17 protein-coding genes are annotated in these 17,670 nt (G+C 64.5%); 5 read left to right on the top strand and 12 right to left on the bottom strand.

Annotated elements, in window-relative coordinates; genetic code table 11:
• Nucleotides 1-266 precede the first annotated feature (266 nt).
• Entirely contained in the window at nt 267-695 is a 429-nt protein-coding gene (locus H0P51_RS04075; protein ID WP_180916761.1) for a helix-turn-helix domain-containing protein, read from the bottom strand.
• An 88-nt stretch (nt 696-783) separates the two neighbouring features.
• Nucleotides 784-2,148, bottom strand: a complete 1,365-nt coding sequence (locus H0P51_RS04070) for a DUF445 domain-containing protein (protein WP_180916760.1) — start codon at nt 2,146-2,148, stop codon at nt 784-786.
• 163 nt (nt 2,149-2,311) lie between these two features.
• Between H0P51_RS04070 and H0P51_RS04065 the strand changes: the two genes are divergently transcribed.
• Together H0P51_RS04065 and H0P51_RS04060 are read left to right on the top strand one after the other, a co-directional pair.
• Nucleotides 2,312-3,037 carry a TetR/AcrR family transcriptional regulator gene (locus tag H0P51_RS04065; protein ID WP_180918726.1) on the top strand — a complete coding sequence of 242 codons (726 nt, stop codon included), beginning with the start codon at nt 2,312-2,314 and terminating at the stop codon, nt 3,035-3,037.
• A gap of 163 nt (nt 3,038-3,200) precedes the next feature.
• Nucleotides 3,201-4,064, top strand: coding sequence for a cyclopropane mycolic acid synthase family methyltransferase (locus tag H0P51_RS04060; RefSeq protein ID WP_180916759.1), 864 nt, complete (start codon nt 3,201-3,203; stop codon nt 4,062-4,064).
• Nucleotides 4,065-4,117: 53 nt separating this feature from the next.
• On the opposite strand, the gene H0P51_RS04055 is transcribed toward H0P51_RS04060, so the two are convergent.
• The 4 genes from H0P51_RS04055 to H0P51_RS04040 all read right to left on the bottom strand — a co-directional run bounded on the left by H0P51_RS04055 (nt 4,118) and on the right by H0P51_RS04040 (nt 8,528).
• Nucleotides 4,118-4,978, bottom strand: coding sequence for a cyclopropane mycolic acid synthase family methyltransferase (locus tag H0P51_RS04055; protein ID WP_180916758.1), 861 nt, complete (start codon nt 4,976-4,978; stop codon nt 4,118-4,120).
• 100 nt (nt 4,979-5,078) lie between these two features.
• The gene (locus tag H0P51_RS04050; RefSeq protein ID WP_180916757.1) at nt 5,079-5,942 is read right to left on the bottom strand and encodes a 3-hydroxybutyryl-CoA dehydrogenase; all 864 of its coding nucleotides are present in this window, start codon (nt 5,940-5,942) and stop codon (nt 5,079-5,081) included.
• Between the two features lie 220 nt (nt 5,943-6,162).
• Nucleotides 6,163-7,449 (bottom strand): isocitrate lyase, encoded by a 1,287-nt coding sequence (gene aceA, locus H0P51_RS04045; RefSeq protein WP_180916756.1) that lies wholly within the window; start codon nt 7,447-7,449, stop codon nt 6,163-6,165.
• A gap of 284 nt (nt 7,450-7,733) precedes the next feature.
• The gene (locus tag H0P51_RS04040; RefSeq protein WP_180916755.1) at nt 7,734-8,528 is read right to left on the bottom strand and encodes an acyl-[acyl-carrier-protein] thioesterase; all 795 of its coding nucleotides are present in this window, start codon (nt 8,526-8,528) and stop codon (nt 7,734-7,736) included.
• 154 nt (nt 8,529-8,682) lie between these two features.
• Between H0P51_RS04040 and ramB the strand changes: the two genes are divergently transcribed.
• Together ramB and H0P51_RS04030 are read left to right on the top strand one after the other, a co-directional pair.
• Nucleotides 8,683-10,101 (top strand): acetate metabolism transcriptional regulator RamB, encoded by a 1,419-nt coding sequence (gene ramB / locus H0P51_RS04035; protein WP_180916754.1) that lies wholly within the window; start codon nt 8,683-8,685, stop codon nt 10,099-10,101.
• A complete protein-coding gene (locus H0P51_RS04030; protein ID WP_180916753.1) occupies nt 10,098-10,673 on the top strand; it encodes a carboxymuconolactone decarboxylase family protein in 576 nt (191 codons plus the stop codon). The genes ramB and H0P51_RS04030 overlap by 4 nt, the downstream gene beginning before the upstream one ends.
• On the opposite strand, the gene H0P51_RS04025 is transcribed toward H0P51_RS04030, so the two are convergent.
• The 6 genes from H0P51_RS04025 to exaC all read right to left on the bottom strand — a co-directional run bounded on the left by H0P51_RS04025 (nt 10,664) and on the right by exaC (nt 15,467).
• Nucleotides 10,664-10,978, bottom strand: a complete 315-nt coding sequence (locus tag H0P51_RS04025; RefSeq protein WP_425488957.1) for a hypothetical protein — start codon at nt 10,976-10,978, stop codon at nt 10,664-10,666. The genes H0P51_RS04030 and H0P51_RS04025 overlap by 10 nt on opposite strands.
• A 77-nt stretch (nt 10,979-11,055) precedes the next feature.
• Complete coding sequence (gene lpdA / locus H0P51_RS04020) at nt 11,056-12,453, bottom strand: dihydrolipoyl dehydrogenase (protein ID WP_180916752.1); 1,398 nt, start codon at nt 12,451-12,453, stop codon at nt 11,056-11,058.
• Nucleotides 12,454-12,513: 60 nt separating this feature from the next.
• Complete coding sequence (locus H0P51_RS04015; protein WP_425489010.1) at nt 12,514-13,071, bottom strand: hypothetical protein; 558 nt, start codon at nt 13,069-13,071, stop codon at nt 12,514-12,516.
• 73 nt (nt 13,072-13,144) lie between these two features.
• Nucleotides 13,145-13,423, bottom strand: coding sequence for a putative holin (locus tag H0P51_RS04010; RefSeq protein WP_180916750.1), 279 nt, complete (start codon nt 13,421-13,423; stop codon nt 13,145-13,147).
• 11 nt (nt 13,424-13,434) lie between these two features.
• Nucleotides 13,435-13,932: a DUF779 domain-containing protein gene (locus H0P51_RS04005; RefSeq protein WP_180916749.1), complete on the bottom strand. Its 498-nt coding sequence runs from the start codon at nt 13,930-13,932 to the stop codon at nt 13,435-13,437.
• 11 nt (nt 13,933-13,943) lie between these two features.
• Nucleotides 13,944-15,467, bottom strand: a complete 1,524-nt coding sequence (gene exaC / locus H0P51_RS04000) for an acetaldehyde dehydrogenase ExaC (protein WP_180916748.1) — start codon at nt 15,465-15,467, stop codon at nt 13,944-13,946.
• A 57-nt stretch (nt 15,468-15,524) separates the two neighbouring features.
• Here exaC and H0P51_RS03995 point away from each other — a divergent pair, with 57 nt between their 5' ends.
• Nucleotides 15,525-17,594, top strand: coding sequence for a prolyl oligopeptidase family serine peptidase (locus H0P51_RS03995; RefSeq protein WP_180916747.1), 2,070 nt, complete (start codon nt 15,525-15,527; stop codon nt 17,592-17,594).
• Nucleotides 17,595-17,670: the final 76 nt, after the last annotated feature.

Genomic DNA, 17,670 nt, shown 5'->3' with positions numbered 1-17,670 from the left:
ATTACCTTCGGTGTTGGAAATTGATGCAAGCGGCGGCTCCTTGGCCAGGAGGGGTGAAGGTCGGTCAAGACCCGCGGTGACGTTGCTTCCTCGGCGCGCGGTTTGCCGGAAACCTCCTGGTTGGTCGGGTCGGGTGGTGGTCTGTGCGGTGTGGGATTTTCTCTCTTCGGCGGGCGGCCGATCGGGTGGCCGGACCAGCGGTGAAACCTGGCTCAGTCGGCGTCCGGGTGGGAGGCGGCAGGCCCGGCGTCGGCACTACGGGCGGATCAGTCTTCTTTGCCTTCTCTGCCGGGTTCGCTCGAACACTCCTCACGGTCGGCTTCGTTCTGCTCGACGAAGGACGCATAGGTGTCCAGCAGGACCTGCTTCTGCCGCTCGGTGATGGCCGTATCGGTGACGATCGCGTCCCGTACCTGGCTGGTCTCACTGGGCTCGAGCATCCCCGCACGCACGTACAAGATTTGCGCGGATACCCGTAAAGCCTTGGCGATCTGCGCCAGCACGTCCGCGGATGGCTTGCGCAGTCCGCGCTCGACCTGGCTCAGATAGGGGTTGCTGACACCTGACCGTTCAGCAAGCTGCCGCATCGATACCTGGGCCAGTTCCCGCTGAGCCCTGATGAAGCTGCCGATGTCGGAGGCCACGTCAGAGGCTTTTGTGGACACTTTGGCGCCCAAGTTTTCCTCCGGCGACATCGGTTGCTGCTCCCTGCGTCGACTGTTTGCTTACGCCCACCAGGGTACGAAGACGTGCTTGCTTTTGCAAGCGGTTGTGACCGCCCCCTCAGAACAGCAGTTGCGCCACCGTATAGATCACCAAACCGGCAAGTGAGCCGACAACGGTCCCGTTGATCCGGATAAATTGCAGGTCACGGCCCACATGGAGCTCAATCCGGCGGCTGGCCTCCGCAGCATCCCAGCGCTCGATCGTCTCGGTAATGATCGCTGTGATCTCTACCCCATATTGCGAGACCAGATGCTGAGCGGCACGAACCATCCAGCCATCCACCTTGTCGCGTAGCTCCGCGTCGTCGCGCAGCGATTCCCCGATGCGAATCACGGCGTCGGCGACTCGGGTCCGCAACGCGCTAGACGGGTCGTCCACGCCCTCGAGCACCAGGCGCTTGAGCGTCGACCAGGCCGTCTTGGCCGCGTTGGCCACCTCTTCGCGCGCCATCAACTGCTCTTTGACCGCATCGGCGCGGGCGATCGTGTCCGGATCGTTCTGCAGGTCATCGGCGAACTCGAACAGAAAGCGCGTCGCCGAACGGCGGAGCTCATGATCGGGGTTGCGGCGAACCTTGTCGGTGAAATCCATCAGCTCGCGATGAATCCGGTCCCCGACGAGGTGATCGACGAATCGCGGCGACCACGTCGGTGAGTCGCGCTCCACCACCCGCTGGATGACCACGCCGGCGTTCAGCGACCACTGGAACGCCCGGTCGGCCAGCAACTGGATCAGGGCCTCCTGCCGATTCTCGGCCAGCAGCGTCTGCAGCACCCGGCCGACCGGCGGACCCCACTGCGGTTCGGCGATGCGCCGCACGATCATCCGGTCGATCACGTGCTGCACATCCTCGTCGCGCAGCAACTCCACCAGCACCCGCAGCACCGTCGCCGTCTCGGCCGCCACCCGCTGGGCGTGCGCGGGCTCGGCGAGCCACTTACCCAGCCGGCTCGGCACCTGCGCGTCGCGCAGCTTGGTCTCCACGACCTCCGCCGACAGGAAGTTCTCGCGCACGAAGGTGCCCAAGCCCTCGCCGAGCTGGTCTTTCTTGCGCTTGATGATCGCCGTGTGCGGGATCGGGATGCCGAGCGGGTGCTTGAACAGTGCCGTCACCGCGAACCAGTCGGCCAGCGCACCCACCATCCCCGCCTCGGCGGCCGCGCCGACGTACCCGACCCAGGCCGGCGCGGCGCCGTGGATATTCGCCCACCGGCAGGCGAGGAAGGCGAAGGTCGCACCGACCAGGAAGCCCAGCGCCACCACTTTCATCCGACGCAGCGCCGTGCGGCGCTCGGCGTCGGCCGCCGAGTCGGCGCCGGCGAACGACTCCGCGAACGATGTGCCGGTCGGTGGACTCGCGGCCGAGCGCGCGTTCGCGCCCCGCTCGGACGGCGAACCGGAACCGTCAACCCTGTGCGTCATCCCACCGCCCGATCCTGTGCCACCACATCATCATCCGCCATCCCCACCACCGGTAAGTGTTACCCACACTGGTCGGAGGCCTCACGCCGGTTTGGCGCATCCGCTTATCAGGCTGCCCCACCCCGTATTATCGATGCGTCTGGACGAATGGAAATCGGCGAAAGTGGCTCAGCTCATTCCGGCTCGCATCCCCAAGACCGACGGTCGCAAACGGCGCTGGCACCAGCACAAGGTGGATCGGCGCAATGAGTTAGTAGACGGCACGATCGAGGCGATCCGCCGGCAGAGCCGATTTCTGAGCATGGACGAGATTGCCGCCGAGATCGGGGTGTCCAAGACCGTCCTCTACCGCTACTTCGTGGACAAGAACGACCTGACAACCGCCGTGATGATGCGGTTCGCGCAGACCACCCTGATTCCCAACATGGCTGCGGCGCTGTCCTCGAACTTGGACGGCTACGAGTTGACCCGCGAGGTCATCCGCGTCTACGTGGAAACCATGGCGGCCGAACCCGAACCGTACGGATTCGTGATGGCCAACAGCTCGGGCAGCAAGAGCAAGGTGATCGCCGACTCGGAGCGGATCATCGCCCGCATGATCGCAGTGATGCTGCGGCGGCGCATGCTCGAAGTCGGGATGGACACCGGCGGCGTCGAGCCATGGGCGTACCTGATCGTCGGCGGTGTGCAATTGGCCACTCACTCGTGGATGTCGGACCCGCGGATGAGCAGCGACGAACTCATTGACTACCTGACGATGCTGAGCTGGAGTGCGCTGTGCGGGATCGTCGAGGCCGGCGGATCGCTGGAGAAGTTCCGGGCAGAGCCGCATCCTTCGCCGATTGTTCCGGCCTGGAAACAGCTGGACCAGAACCCAACCGAGCAATAGTCACGAGGCCCCGGCCCGCCCGGCCGACCATCACCCCGGATTGGCGTCGATAACCAGACCCGGCCCAAACGGCTAGCATGCATGTGGTGCGTCGGGGGAGGTGCGTGCGATGCTGCCAGAAAACTCAGCGTCGCCGAACAATTGACGGAAGGCAGATAATCCGATGGCCGTGCAGCTCACGCCGCATTTCGGCAACGTGCAAGCGCACTACGACCTGTCGGATGAATTCTTCCGACTCTTCTTGGATCCCACCCAGACTTATAGCTGCGCCTACTTCGAGCGCGATGACATGTCGCTGGAGGAAGCACAGATCGCCAAGATCGACCTGGCACTGGGCAAGCTCGGCCTCGAGCCCGGCATGACACTGCTCGACATCGGCTGCGGTTGGGGCGCCACCATGCGGCGTGCCGTGGAGAAGTATGACGTGAACGTCGTGGGTCTGACGTTGTCGGCCAACCAGGCCGCCCATGTCCAGCAGAAGTTCGACGAGCTGGACAGTCCCCGGAGCAGGCAGGTGCTGCTAGAGGGCTGGGAGAAGTTCCACGAACCCGTAGACCGCATCGTCTCGATCGGCGCGTTCGAGCACTTCGGCCGCCAGCGCTATAAGCGGTTTTTCAAGATGGCGCACGACGTGCTGCCCAGCGACGGCGTCATGCTGCTGCACACCATCGTCCGTCCGACCATGCGCGAAGCCCGAGCCAAGGGCTTGCCGTTGACCCACGAGATAGTGCACTTCAGCCAGTTCATCCTGGCCGAGATTTTCCCGGGTGGTGACCTGCCGACGGTTCCGACGATCGAGGAACACACCGAGGCAGCAGGGTTCACGATGCAGCGCATTCAGTCGTTGCAGCTGCACTACGCGCGCACGCTGGAGATCTGGGCAGCCGCGCTGGAGGCAGAGCAGGAGAAGGCGATCGCGATCCAGTCCGAGAAGGTCTACCGGCGCTACATGAAGTACCTGACCGGATGCGCCAAGCTGTTCCGCGAGGGCTACACCGACGTCGACCAGTTCACGTTGCAGAAGTAAGCCCAAAACAGAAGCGAGCCCGGAAACATGTTCCGGGCTCGTCCGAGGCCGACTTACTTGACCAAGGTGAACTGCCCCACGTTGCAGATTCCCTTGCGGAAGAAGTTCTCGCAGCCAGTCAGGTAGTGCATGTATTTGTCGTAGATATCCTGCGACTGAATCTCGATGGCCCTATCCTTACTCGCCTCGAGGTTCTCCGCCCAGATCTGCAGTGTGCGGGCATAGTGCTCTTGTAGCAATTGGACCCGTTCGAGGGTGAATCCGGCGGCACCGGCAAATTTCGGAATGTCCTCCTGCGCCGGCAACTGACCGCCCGGGAAGATATCCGTTCCGATAAATCTCATGAATCGCAGATCGCTCATCGTGACGGAGACACCGCGCTCGAACTGCTGCTTCTGGGTGTACGCCAAAATTGTGTGCAGAAGCATCCGGCCGTCATCGGGAAGAATGCTGTAGGTCCGTTCGAAGAAGGTGCCGTAGCGCTCCAGCTTGAACGCCTCGAAGGCACCGATGCTGACGATCCGGTCGACCTTGTCCTCGAACTCTTCCCACCCTTGCATGCGCACCTCGACGGTGCGCTCGGTGGGGATCTTCGCCAACCGTTTCTTGCTGTATTCAAATTGGTTGCGGCTGAGAGTAATCCCAATCACGTTCACATCGAACTTCTCGATCGCCCGCTGCAGCGCGCCTCCCCAGCCGCAGCCGATGTCGAGCAGTGTCATGCCGGGCTCGAGGTTCAGCTTGCCCAGCGCCAGGTCGAACTTGGCGTTGGACGCCTCCTCGAGCGTCATGTCCTCGCGCTCGAAGTAAGCGCAGGTGTACGCCATCGTCGGGTCTAAAAACAAGGCAAAAAATTCGTCCGAAACGTCGTAAATGGATTGCGACTCTTCGTAAAACGGCCTCAAGTTGGTCATGCTTGTCTGGCGCCTCTCCTTGACGATCGCGGGAATAGTACCCGATTCGCTCAGCGGCTGTCACACGACGAGCTGCATCCGCGGGGACGGGTCAACAACGTCAATAGCTGTAGAAACCCTGGCCGGATTTCTTACCCAACATTCCCGCCTCCACCATCCGAAGCAATAGCGGCGGCGGCCCATAGTGCGGCTCTTTGAATTCCTCGTACAGCTTGTCCGCGATGAGCTTGAGGGTGTCCAGGCCGACCAGGTCGGAGAGCCGCAGCGGGCCCATCGGATGAGACAGCCCCGCGACGACGGCCTTGTCCACGTCCTCGACGGTGGCGAAGCCCGCCTCCACCATCCGGATCGCGGACAGCAGGTAGGGCACCAACAGGGCGTTCACCACGAATCCGGAGCGGTCCGAACAGCGCACCACCTGCTTGCCCAGCACCCCGCTGGCGAACTCTTCGGTGCGGGACAGGGCACCTTCGTCGGTGACCAGGGTGCTGACCAACTCGACCAGCGGCAACACCGGGACTGGGTTGAAGAAGTGCAGGCCCAGCACCCGCTTCGGGTTCTTGGTGGCCGCCGCGATCTTCATGATCGGAATGCTGGATGTGTTGGAGGCCAGCACCGCATCGGGGTCGGTGACCACCCGGTCCAGCTCGGCGAAGACGCCGGCCTTCACTGACTCGTCTTCGATAATGGCCTCAATGACCAGTTGCCGATCGGCCAGGTCGCTGAGGTCGGTGGTGAATGTCAGCAGGCCCAGGGCCCGGTCGCGTTCGCGCTCGGTCACCTTGCCCGCGCTGACGCCCCGCTCCAGCGACTTGACGATGCGGTTGCGGCCCGCGGTGATCAACGCGTCGGTGGTCTCGAACACCGTCACTTCGACGCCGGCCCGCACCGACACTTCGGCGATGCCGGAGCCCATCTGCCCCGCCCCGACCACACCTACCCGCTGGATTGCTGCATCACTCACTGTCATCTCCACACGTCGCCCGAATTGTCCTGCACCGCAATAGGCCCCGCCCAGGGTGGCCGGGCGGGGCCTATGCTACTTCAGCGCGAACCGGGGGTCGCTCGGCTCGGCGCTGGTCTCAGCCGCGGGCAGACGCAGAGTCGCAGCAATCGGGCTGCGAAAGCGCGACTCTGCGTTCCCCCGCAAGCGGGAGGTGCCCACAGCTCGGCGGACTAGATCCTTAGTGGAACTGGCCCTCTTCGGTCGAGCCGGCCAGCGCCGTCGTCGACGAATTGGGGTCCACGGTCGTGGCGATGCGGTCGAAGTACCCCGCACCGACCTCGCGCTGGTGCTTGGTTGCGGTGTAGCCGCGCTCCTCGGCTGCGAACTCGCGCTCCTGCAACTCGACGTAGGCGCTCATCTGCTTGCGGGCGTAACCGTGGGCCAGATCGAACATCGAGTAGTTCAGCGCGTGGAAGCCGGCCAGCGTGATGAACTGGAACTTGAAGCCCATCGCACCCAGCTCCTTCTGGAACTTCGCGATGGTGTCGTCGTCGAGGTGCTTGCGCCAGTTGAACGACGGCGAGCAGTTGTAGGCCAACAGTTGGTCGGGGAACTCGCTCTTGACGCCCTCGGCGAACTTGCGGGCCAGCTCCAGGTCCGGAGTACCGGTCTCCATCCAGATCAGGTCGGCGTACGGCGCGTAGGCCTTGGCACGGGCGATGCAGGGCTCGAGGCCGTTGCGGACCCGGTAGAAGCCTTCGCTGGTGCGCTCACCGGTGATGAACGGACGGTCCCGCTCGTCAACGTCGGAGGTGATCAGCGTGGCAGCCTCGGCGTCGGTCCGCGCGATGACGACGGTGGGGACACCGGCCACGTCGGCCGCCAACCGGGCCGAGGTCAGGGTGCGGATGTGCTGCTGGGTCGGGATCAGCACCTTGCCGCCCAGGTGGCCACACTTCTTCTCCGAGGCCAGCTGGTCCTCCCAGTGGGAGCCGGCGACACCGGCTGCGATCATCGCCTTCTGCAGCTCGTAGACGTTGAGCGCGCCACCGAAGCCCGCCTCACCGTCGGCGACGATGGGAGCCAGCCAGTTGTCCACCGAGCGGTCGTTCTCGACCTTGGCGATCTCGTCGGCGCGCAGCAGCGCGTTGTTGATCCGCCGAACCACCTGCGGGACCGAGTTGGCCGGGTAGAGGCTCTGGTCGGGGTAGGTGTGGCCGGACAGGTTCGCGTCACCGGCGACCTGCCAACCGGACAGGTAGATGGCCTTGAGGCCGGCGCGGACCTGCTGGACGGCCATGTTGCCGGTCAGCGCGCCGAGCGCGTTGACGAAGTCCATCTCGTGCAGCTGCTCCCAGAGCACCTCCGCGCCGCGGCGGGCGAGGGTGTGCTCCTCGACGACGTGGCCCTGCAGCGCGACGACGTCCTGGGGGGTGTAGGTGCGGGTGACACCCTTCCAGCGGGGGTTGTGGTCCCAGTCGTGCTGGATTTGCTCAGCGCTCTTGGGGGTTCCAACGACAGACATTGGACGGCTCCTTACCGGTTTTTACCTTGCCGATTTCTTGAAAACCATGAGGCGGTGTCTGCTGCCCGACGGCCTGCCGACCTCGACTTCACTCGTGTGCTAACACGACCTTGGCATAGCGCATTCCTGCTGGTCTACCCATTTCACTTGCGAATTTCGGCTATGACTCGCGGTCATTTTGTGAATCTTGCGAAGGCGGCAACTAACTGAACCGGTTCAGAAGCTACCCATCAGTAACCACAAACCCGCAGGTCAGTGAACGGTTTAACGGGACGCTCGTACTGTTAGAGAGCGAACAGCGCGGCGACCGCTTTCGTCTCGTCGCCGACGGCATATGTGAGCGTTGTAACAGTGCGATCGACGAGGCCGGGACCGAACTTGTCGGTGGAACCGGCCGGGTGGACGTGGGAGATGATCTCCAACTTGTCGCCCAGCGCGACCGGCGCCTCGTGCTCGATGGTCACCCGAAGGGGTCCGTTCAACAGCTCGGGGTGGGTGTACAGGTAGTCCTCGACCACGCTCCAATAGACGGAGTTGTTCATGTGGTCGAACAGGTCGATGTCGCAGACCCGGACTCCGAACTCGTGGATCTCGGCGGCGTCATCCCGGCTGCCCGGCTTCAAATAGCCCTTCCACCGCAACCGATCCACCGAGGTGGTCTTGTGCAGGCCGGCCAGAAAGTCGTCCGCGATGCGGGCCGGCATCTCGGTCTCCTTGTTGACGTGGATCCAGAACGCCTCAGACTCGATCAGGCCACCCTTGCGGCCATCGAGGCGAACCCGCATCTCACACCACCGGTTCGAGGTCCCCGAACACCAGCGCCGACACCGCAGCATGTCCTGGAACTCGATCGGCCTGATTAGGTCGACCATGGTGCGCCGGACGATCCACAACGGATGAGTTTCCTCGAAACCCATCTCCCGCAACTGGTCCTGGCCGATGTCCTGGATGTGCCGGCAGGCGGCATCCAGTCGTAACCGCCCCGTCCGGTCGATGTCGCCGACGCGCAGCGGCCATTGTCGGTCGAAGACGTCGGGGTGACCGTCGGGCACCGGCATCAACTGTTTGTCCAGGCTCATTACGGTGGCCCCTGTCCCCTCCTAGTAAGCGCTCCCCGGGTTTACCCAGGAAGGCCGATGCGAATCATGCCAAACAGCGGGGCCCAAACACCAACTGCAAACCCTGCGAAGCATGCCTTCGCAAACTATCCACCGGTCCTCTAGGCTTCCTTAGGTGTCCAAGACGTTCGTCGGCGCACGCGTCCGCCAGCTCCGCGGCGAACGTGGATTCAGCCAGGCCGCGCTGGCCCAGATGCTGGGCATTTCGCCGAGCTATCTCAACCAGATCGAGCACGACGTCCGGCCGCTCACGGTGGCCGTGCTGCTACGGATTACCGAGGTGTTCGGGGTCGACGCCACGTTCTTCGCCTCCCAGGACGACACCCGGCTGGTCGCCGAGCTGCGCGAGGTCACTATGGACCGCGACCTGGACCTCGACGTCGACCACACCGAGATCGCCGAAATCGTCAACTCCCACCCAAGCCTGGCTCGCGCGGTGGTGAACCTGCACCGCCGCTTCCGGAACACCACCGCTCAGTTGGCCGCGGCCACCGAGGAGCGCAATTTCGACGGCAGCAGTGGCAGCGGTTCGATCACCATGCCGCACGAAGAGGTGCGCGACTACTTCTACCAGCGGCAAAACTATCTGCACGAACTCGACACCGCCGCCGAAGACCTGACCGTCAAGATGCGCATGCACCACGGCGACCTGGCCCGAGAATTGACCCTTCGGCTCACCGAGGTCCACGGCGTGCACATCACCCGGCGCATCGACCTGGGTGAGAACGTGCTGCACCGCTACGACCCGACCACCAAGACGCTGGAGATGAGCAACCACCTGGCGTCCGGGCAGCAGGTGTTCAAGATGGCCGCCGAGCTGGCCTACCTCGAGTTCGGTGAGCTGATCGACAGCATGGTCGAGCAGGGCAAGTTCACCAGCGACGAGTCGCGCACCCTGGCCCGGCTCGGCCTGGCCAACTACTTCGCTGCGGCTACCGTGCTGCCCTACCGCCAGTTCCACGACGTCGCAGAGAACTTCCGCTACGACGTTGAGCGGCTGTCGGCTTTCTACTCAGTCAGCTACGAGACCATCGCACACCGGCTCTCCACGCTGCAGCGGCCCTCGATGCGGGGTGTCCCACTCTCGTTCGTCCGGGTGGACCGTGCCGGCAACATGTCGAAACGCCAGTCGGCCACCGGCTTTCACTTCTCTTCCACCGGCGGCACCTGCCCGCTGTGGAACGTCTACGAGACCTTCGCCAACCCCGGCAAGATACTCGTGCAGATCGCGCAAATGCCCGACGGCCGAAACTACATGTGGGTGGCCCGCACCGTCGAAAGGCGAGCGGCCCGGTATGGTCAGCCCGGAAAAACCTTCGCGATCGGGCTCGGCTGCGAACTTCGCCATGCGCATCGACTCGTCTACTCGGAAGGACTCGACTTGTCGGGCAACGTCACCACACCGATCGGCACGGGTTGTCGGGTCTGCGAACGCGACGATTGCCCGCAGCGGGCCTTCCCGGCCCTCGGCCGCGCACTGGACCTCAACGAGCACCGCAGCACGGTGTCGCCCTATCTGGTGCGGCAGGCATGACCGGCGGGGAGGTCGCGCGCATCCCACCGGGTCGTCTCCGCGAGCTGGGCCCGGTCAACTGGGTGATCGCCAAGCTGGCCGCGCGGCAGGTGCGGGCACCGGAGATGCACCTGTTCACCACCCTTGGGTCGCGGCAGGCGCTGTTCTGGACTTGGGCCGTGTATTCCGGCCGGCTCATGCGCGGCCGGCTCCCCACCATCGACGCCGAGTTGATAATCCTGCGGGTGGGTCACCTGCGGTCCTGCGAATACGAGCTACAGCACCATCGCGGGATGGGCCGCAAGGCCGGTCTGGACGCTCAGGCGCAGGCTGCGATATTCGCCTGGCCCGACGCCCCGGACGGCGAGGGGCCCCGTCGGGTGCTCAGCGCGCGCCAGCAGACGCTGCTGAATGCCACCGACGAGCTGGTCAACGACCGCACCATCAGCGACGAGACCTGGCGGCAGCTGGCCACCCACCTCGACCGGCCTCGACTTATCGAATTCTGTCTTCTCGCAACACAATACGACGGTTTGGCCGCGACCATCACGGCGCTGAGAATTCCGCTGGACAACCCGGGCGATCACAGATAGACGTTGGCCAGCAGCGCCAGCGTCAACACCACCGGAACAACGGGGACCGCGAACGCGAACGCCGCCCAGCCATGCTTGCGACGCCAGCGCATCAGCACGCCACCGATGACCGTGCCGACAGCCAGTGCGGCCGACAAGATCAGCACCGCCAGGCTCCACTTGCTCACCGTGGTGATGTCGTCGCCGACGGTGATCGCGATCAGCCAGAACACGTAGCCGGCGATCAGCCCCCCGAGCCCGCCTACCACCAACTCCCTGGGACGGCGCGCCTGCGCAGAAAGGCCTGCGGACCGGGATTTCGCCACCCGGCCATCGTAGGCGACGGGCATACGGCCCCTCAGCTCCGCCAAACGTCCGCGCCCACTGCGCCGGGCCGCCTGGCTCAGAAGTTGATCATGTGCCCGATCAGCCCGTGGAAGCATTCCTGCAGCGCCTCGGACATGGTCGGGTGCGTGTGCACATTGCGGGCGAGTTCGGTGGCGGTGAGATCCCACTTTTGGGCCAGCGTGAGCTCGGGCAGCAGCTCGGACACGTCGTGGCCAACCAGATGTCCACCGATCAGTTCGCCGTACTTGGCGTCGGCGATCAGCTTGACGAACCCGCTCGGGTCACCGACGCCGTGCGCCTTGGCGTTGGCGGTGAACGGGAACTTGGCCACCACCACGTCGTAGCCTTCGTCGCGAGCCTGCTCCTCGGTGAGCCCGAAACTGGCCACATTCGGCTGGCAGAACGTCGCCCGCGGCATCATGCGGTAGTCGCCGAGCGGCAAAGTTTCTGCGCCGCCGATGGTTTCGGACGCTACCACGCCCTGCGCCTCGGCCACGTGGGCCAGCTGCAGCTTGCCGGTCACGTCGCCGATCGCGTAGATGTGCGGCACCGAAGTCTGCATGTAGTCGGTGATGCCGATCGCCTTGCGGTCGGTGAGTTCGACGCCAGCCTTGTCCAGGCCGTAACCCTCGACGTTGGGCGCAAAACCGATGGCCTGCAACACTTTTTCGGCTTTGAGTTCGTCGGATTTGCCGTCTTTGCTGACACTGATCCGCACCTGGGAGCCGTCGTCGGTGATGGACTCGACCTTGGTCCCGGTGAGAATCCTGACGCCCAGTTTCTTGAACTGCTTCTCGATTTCCTTGGACGCGTCCGCGTCTTCGTTGGGCAGCGCGCGGGGCAAGAACTCCACAATGGTCACGTCCACGCCGTAGTTCTTCAGCACGTAGCCGAACTCCATGCCGATGGCACCGGCTCCGGCGATGACAATCGACTTGGGCAGATCGCGGGTGAGGATCAACTTTTCGTAGGTCACCACGTTCTCCGACAGCGACGTGCCGGGCACCAGGCGGGTGCTGGCGCCGGTGGCGATGATGGCGTTGTCGAACGTGACTTCCTGCGTCCCGCCGTCGTCGTTGAGTTCCACCGAGATCGTGTGGGAGTCGGTGAACCGGCCGTACCCGTGGATCTCGGTGATCTTGTTCTTCTTCATCAGGTAGTGCACGCCGGCCACCCGGCCCTCGGCCACTTTGCGGCTGCGGTCGAAGGCGGCCCCGTAGTCGAAGGTGACCTCACCGCTGATGCCGAAAACCTTGGCTTCCTTAGTGAAGATGTGCGAAAGCTCGGCGTTGCGCAACAACGCTTTTGACGGGATGCATCCGACGTTGAGGCAGACGCCACCCCAGTATTTCGGTTCGATGATGGCGGTGTTCAACCCGAGCTGCGCGGCGCGAATGGCTGCGACATATCCGCCGGGACCTGCTCCGAGAACGACGACGTCATAGTGGGTCACGGACCCTACCCTAATGCCGGGCGGCCCTCGCGACTCAAGCAGCTGATAAGACTCGATTCGCTAATAAGGAAGCACGCCGAACAAACACGGGGTGGTCACCCGATCGCAGTAGTACGACCCGTACAGCGGCGCCGCGGCCCATACCGAGGCAAACGGCGCCGACATCACCGCGATCGCCAGGGCCGCGATCAGCGGCTTGGACTCCACCATCGCCAGAATCAGCCCGGCCACGGTACACACGGTGACGTAGCCGAACACCACGAACACCGACGGCGTCTTGTCCAGGTCGTGATACCACCAGTAGAAGAGGCTGAGCCCGAAGACCGCAGCGAAAGCCCACACACCCAGCAGCACCAACAGCAGCTTCCACCACTTCAGGTAGACATATCGGCCCGGCACGGTGACCGGCCCCGGTGGCTCCGCCGCCGCATCCTGGGGCGCGACGACGGCCGCCACGGACTCCTCTACCTTCGGCTGCTGTTCGGGCTGCTCCGGTGCGTCCGGCCTCATCTGCTCGGCCGTCAGACCCGCCAACGGCAGGAACGGCTGGGAGTCGGTGTCGTCGAAATTCGGCACGAACGCCACGGACGGCTCGCCCGCGTCGTACTGCGGCTTCACCTCACCGGTGTCGAAATCCGGGACGAATGGTGCAGTCCCCGGATTCGACTCGCGGTCACCGTCGCCCTTGCGCTCAGCCACCGGCGACCACCCGCAGAGCAGCGAGCATGCCGAACCAACCGGGCCCCAGCGCCAGGATCCCCGCGCCGAGCGCGGTGACCCACCGGCGTCCGGAGAACAAGACCAACGCCAGCCCGATCACGCTGGGCACGCTGATGACTAATGCGATCGCCACGTCCGGGCGTATCCGGGCGTGGCTCAGCACGCTGAACGCGACCGCGAGGATCTGGCCGACCGCGCTGCCGACCAGCATGCCACCGGCAAGCAGCCATGCGCGCGGAAGGGGAATCACGGTGTACGACCTTAGCGATTGACCCCGTCGGGCTCGGGTACTTTCCCGGCGCGCCCTTCGTCTTTCAAGGTCACAACATGACCACGGGTCGACGGCCGCTCGCCACGCTCGTACGCCGCACCGGTGATTACCGGCTCGCCTTGCAGCAGTGCGCTTTCCGCATCGGAATACACCCGGCCCCGGCTGAGGAACCGCATGCCCTCCGGTGCTTCCAGGCTGAACCCACTGCCCCGCCCAGGCACCACATCGATGATCAGCTGGGTGTGCCGCCAGGTCTCGTATTGCGGGCCGGAGATCCAGACCGGCACCCCGTCGTCGCCGACATCGAGCACGCCCAGCAACACGTCGCGGTCACCCACGAGGAAGTCGCCGAGTGCGTAACACATCGGCGAGGACCCGTCGCAGCAGCCGCCGGACTGGTGGAACATCACCGGACCATGGCGGGCTTGCAACCGTTCCAGCAACGCAGCGGCTGCGCCGGTGATGAGCGCCCCCGGCGGCGCGCTCATCGGCGCGTCCATCAGAAGAACCCGAGCGCCTGGTCGGAGTACGACACCAGCAGATTCTTGGTCTGCTGGTAATGCTCGAGCGCCATCTTGTGGCCTTCGCGGCCGAAACCGGACTGCTTGTACCCACCGAACGCCGAGTGCGGCGGATACACGTGGTAGCAGTTGGTCCACACCCGTCCGGCTTTGATTTCCCGACCGGCGCGGTAGGCGGTGTTGCCGTCGCGGCTCCACACTCCCGCGCCCAACCCGTAGAGCGTGTCGTTGGCGATGTCCATGGCCTGGTCATAAGTGTCGAACGGGGTGACCGCAACGACGGGGCCAAAGATCTCTTCTTGGAAGACCCGCATCGTGTTGTTGCCGGCGAAGATGGTCGGCTGCATGTAGAAACCGCCGGACAGGTCGCCACCCAACTCGGCGCGCTCACCGCCAGTAATCACCTTGGCGCCCTCGCCCCTGCCGATCTCGATGTAGGACAAGATCTTTTCCAGCTGATCGTTGGAGGCCTGCGAACCCAGCATGGTCTGCGAATCCAGCGGGTCGCCCTGCCGGATAGCTTTGGTGCGAATGGCCGCCAGTTCCAGGAACTCGTCGTAGATGTCGGACTGAATCAGCGCCCGGGACGGACAGGTGCAAACCTCGCCCTGGTTGAGGGCGAACATGGTGAACCCTTCTAGCGCCTTGTCCTGGAAGTCGTCGCCAGCGGCCAGCACGTCGGAAAAGAAAATATTGGGGCTCTTGCCGCCGAGTTCGAGGGTCACCGGAATCAGGTTCTGCGACGCGTACTGCATGATCAGCCGACCGGTGGTGGTCTCGCCGGTAAAGGCGACCTTGGCGATGCGGTTGCTCGACGCCAGCGGCTTGCCCGCCTCGGCGCCAAAACCGTTGACGATGTTGACCACCCCGGGCGGCAACAGATCACCAATCAGCGACATCAGGTACAGAATCGAGGCCGGAGTCTGCTCGGCCGGCTTGAGCACCACCGCGTTTCCGGCCGCCAGCGCCGGAGCCAGCTTCCAGGCACCCATCAGGATCGGGAAATTCCACGGGATGATCTGGCCCACCACCCCGAGCGGTTCGTGGAAGTGATAGGCCACAGTGTCCTCGTCGATCTGCGACAGGGAACCCTCCTGGGCACGGATCGCAGCGGCGAAATACCGGAAGTGATCGGCGGCCAACGGGATATCGGCGGCAATGGCCTCCCGGATCGGTTTCCCGTTGTCCCACACCTCGGCGACGGCCAGCGCGGGCGTGTGCTCGTCAATGCGGTCAGCGATTTTGTTCAGGATCGCCGCCCGTTCGGCCGGAGCCGTCTTGCCCCACGCCGGGGCGGCGCCATGCGCCGCCTCGAGCGCCCTCTCGACATCGGTCTCATCGGACCGAGCGATCTCGCAGAACGACTGGCCCGTCACCGGCGTCGGGTTCTCGAAATATCTGCCCGCAGTCGGCGCCACCCAGTCGCCGCCGATGAAGTTCCCGTACCGCGATTCGTACGACATCAACGCATCCGGCGATCCCGGGCGTGCAAAGACAGGCATTCGCTTCGGCTCCTCGCTAGTTCATGTAACTCAGCTCACACTACCGCTGGGGCCAGAATGGGCTCCATGGCTGCTGACCCTTATCTCTGGCTCGAAGACGTCACCGGCGACGAGGCACTGGATTGGGTGCGGGCCCGCAACGAGCCCACTAAAGCCGAGTTCTGCGGGGACGACTTCGACCAAATGCGCACCGAGGCGCTCGAGGTGCTCGATACGGACGCCCGCATCCCCTACGTGCGCCGACGCGGGGAGCATCTATACAACTTTTGGCGCGACGCGAACAATCCACGGGGACTGTGGCGGCGCACCACGCTGGAGAGCTACCGCACCGACTCGCCGGAATGGGATGTGCTGATCGACGTCGATGCGCTTGGCAGGGCCGACGGCCGGAACTGGGTGTGGGCAGGCGCTGACGTGATCGAGCCGGAGTTCACCCGCGCGCTGGTCAGCCTCTCCCCTGGCGGATCGGACGCGGTGGTGGTTCGCGAATTCGACATGCTGGCAAGGGAATTCGTCTCCGACGGGTTTGAGTTGCCGGAGGCCAAGTCGCAGATCGGCTGGGAGGACCCGGACACCGTCCTGGTGGGCACCGACTTCGGAACCGACTCGATGACCGAATCGGGTTATCCGCGCATCGTCAAGCGGTGGCGCCGGGGCACCCCCCTAGCGGCGGCCGACACAGTGTTCGAGGGCGAGCGCACCGACGTCAGCGCCGGCGGCTCCACCGACCGCACCCCCGGCTTCGAGCGCACCTTTGTGGCCCGCTCCCTGGACTTCTGGAACCGGCAGCGCTATGAGCTGCGCGGGTTGGAGCTGATCCCGATCGAGGTGCCCGCGGATGCGAGCAGCATGTCGGTGCACCGCGAGTGGCTGTTGATCGAGTTGCGCACCGACTGGACGGTCGGGGAAACCACCTACCGCGCCGGATCCCTCTTAGCCGCCAACTACGACGAATTCCTCTCCGGTACAAGGAATTTGACTGCGGTCTTCGAGCCAGACGAACACACCTGCCTGCACCACTACGCGTGGACGCGCGATCGGCTGCTGATCGTCTCGCTGGTCGACGTGGCCAGCCGGGTCGAGGTGGTCACCCTGCCCTCGCGTGACGATCCGCTGCACCCGGCTTCGCCGCGCTTGCGATCCGCGCGGGGCAGCTGGGTCCGCGAACCCGTCTCGGGCCTGCCGCCGTCGACCAACACAATGATCGTCGCCGCCGACGAGACCGGCGACGAATTCTTCCTGGACTCCAGCGGGTTCACCGAACCGTCTCGGCTGCTGCGCGGCACCGGAGCCGGCGAGCTTGAGCCGATCAAGTCCGCGCCGGCGTTTTTCGATGCCGAAAATATCTCCGTCACACAGCATTTCGTGATATCAGCGGACGGGACGCCGATACCCTACTTCCTGGTGCGCCCCGCTGGCCGCACCACCCCCGGCCCCACCCTGCTGTACGGCTACGGTGGATTCGAGGCGTCCAATACCCCCAGCTACAGCGGTGTGCTGGGCCGATTGTGGCTGGCTCGCGGCGGCACCTACGTGTTGGCCAACATCCGCGGCGGCGGCGAGTACGGACCGAGCTGGCACACCCAGGCGATGCGCGAGGAACGGCACAAGGTGGCCGAAGACTTTGTGGCCGTCGCCGGCGATTTGGTGACCCGCGGCATCACCAGCGTTGGTCAACTCGGCGCACAGGGCGGCAGCAACGGCGGCCTCCTGATGGGGATCATGTTGACCAAATATCCGGAAAAGTTCGGTGCGCTGGTCTGTAGTGTGCCGCTGCTGGACATGAAGCGCTATCACTTGCTGCTGGCCGGCGCTTCGTGGGTGGCCGAATACGGTGATCCCGACAACCCCGAGGACTGGGCATTTATCTCCGAATACTCGCCGTATCAGAACATCGCGGCAGACCGCAGCTATCCGCCGATCCTGTTAACCACCTCCACCCGCGACGACCGGGTTCATCCCGGCCATGCCCGCAAGATGACCGCCGCACTGGAGGCCGCCGGCCACCGCGTCTGGTATTACGAGAACATCGAGGGCGGTCACGGCGGTGCGGCCGACAACGAGCAACTTGCATTCAAATCGGCGCTGACCTATTCGTTCCTGTGGCGCATGCTGGGTCCGGCATGAGTCTGGGCTGATCGTCACTGCACCCCTGTGACGTCCGATACGTCTACCGGCCGCACTCTTTGGGCATTCAGTAGCC

The organism is Mycobacterium vicinigordonae (genome assembly GCF_013466425.1).
In the GTDB taxonomy this organism is placed as follows: Bacteria; Actinomycetota; Actinomycetes; order Mycobacteriales; family Mycobacteriaceae; genus Mycobacterium; species Mycobacterium vicinigordonae.
Note: the sequence above shows the minus strand (reverse complement) of the source record. Positions and strands in the feature narration are given on the sequence as shown.

What these genes read in the sequence shown, in the direction of transcription:
- H0P51_RS03995 (WP_180916747.1), top strand. Translation starts at nt 15,525, where the DNA reads ATGGGCTCCATGGCTGCTGACCCTTATCTCTGGCTCGAAGACGTCACC.
- H0P51_RS04005 (WP_180916749.1), bottom strand. Translation starts at nt 13,932, where the DNA reads ATGAGCGCGCCGCCGGGGGCGCTCATCACCGGCGCAGCCGCTGCGTTG.
- H0P51_RS04075 (WP_180916761.1), bottom strand. Translation starts at nt 695, where the DNA reads ATGTCGCCGGAGGAAAACTTGGGCGCCAAAGTGTCCACAAAAGCCTCT.
- exaC (WP_180916748.1), bottom strand. Translation starts at nt 15,467, where the DNA reads ATGCCTGTCTTTGCACGCCCGGGATCGCCGGATGCGTTGATGTCGTAC.
- H0P51_RS04040 (WP_180916755.1), bottom strand. Translation starts at nt 8,528, where the DNA reads ATGAGCCTGGACAAACAGTTGATGCCGGTGCCCGACGGTCACCCCGAC.
- aceA (WP_180916756.1), bottom strand. Translation starts at nt 7,449, where the DNA reads ATGTCTGTCGTTGGAACCCCCAAGAGCGCTGAGCAAATCCAGCACGAC.
- H0P51_RS04060 (WP_180916759.1), top strand. Translation starts at nt 3,201, where the DNA reads ATGGCCGTGCAGCTCACGCCGCATTTCGGCAACGTGCAAGCGCACTAC.
- H0P51_RS04030 (WP_180916753.1), top strand. Translation starts at nt 10,098, where the DNA reads ATGACCGGCGGGGAGGTCGCGCGCATCCCACCGGGTCGTCTCCGCGAG.
- H0P51_RS04055 (WP_180916758.1), bottom strand. Translation starts at nt 4,978, where the DNA reads ATGACCAACTTGAGGCCGTTTTACGAAGAGTCGCAATCCATTTACGAC.
- H0P51_RS04070 (WP_180916760.1), bottom strand. Translation starts at nt 2,148, where the DNA reads ATGACGCACAGGGTTGACGGTTCCGGTTCGCCGTCCGAGCGGGGCGCG.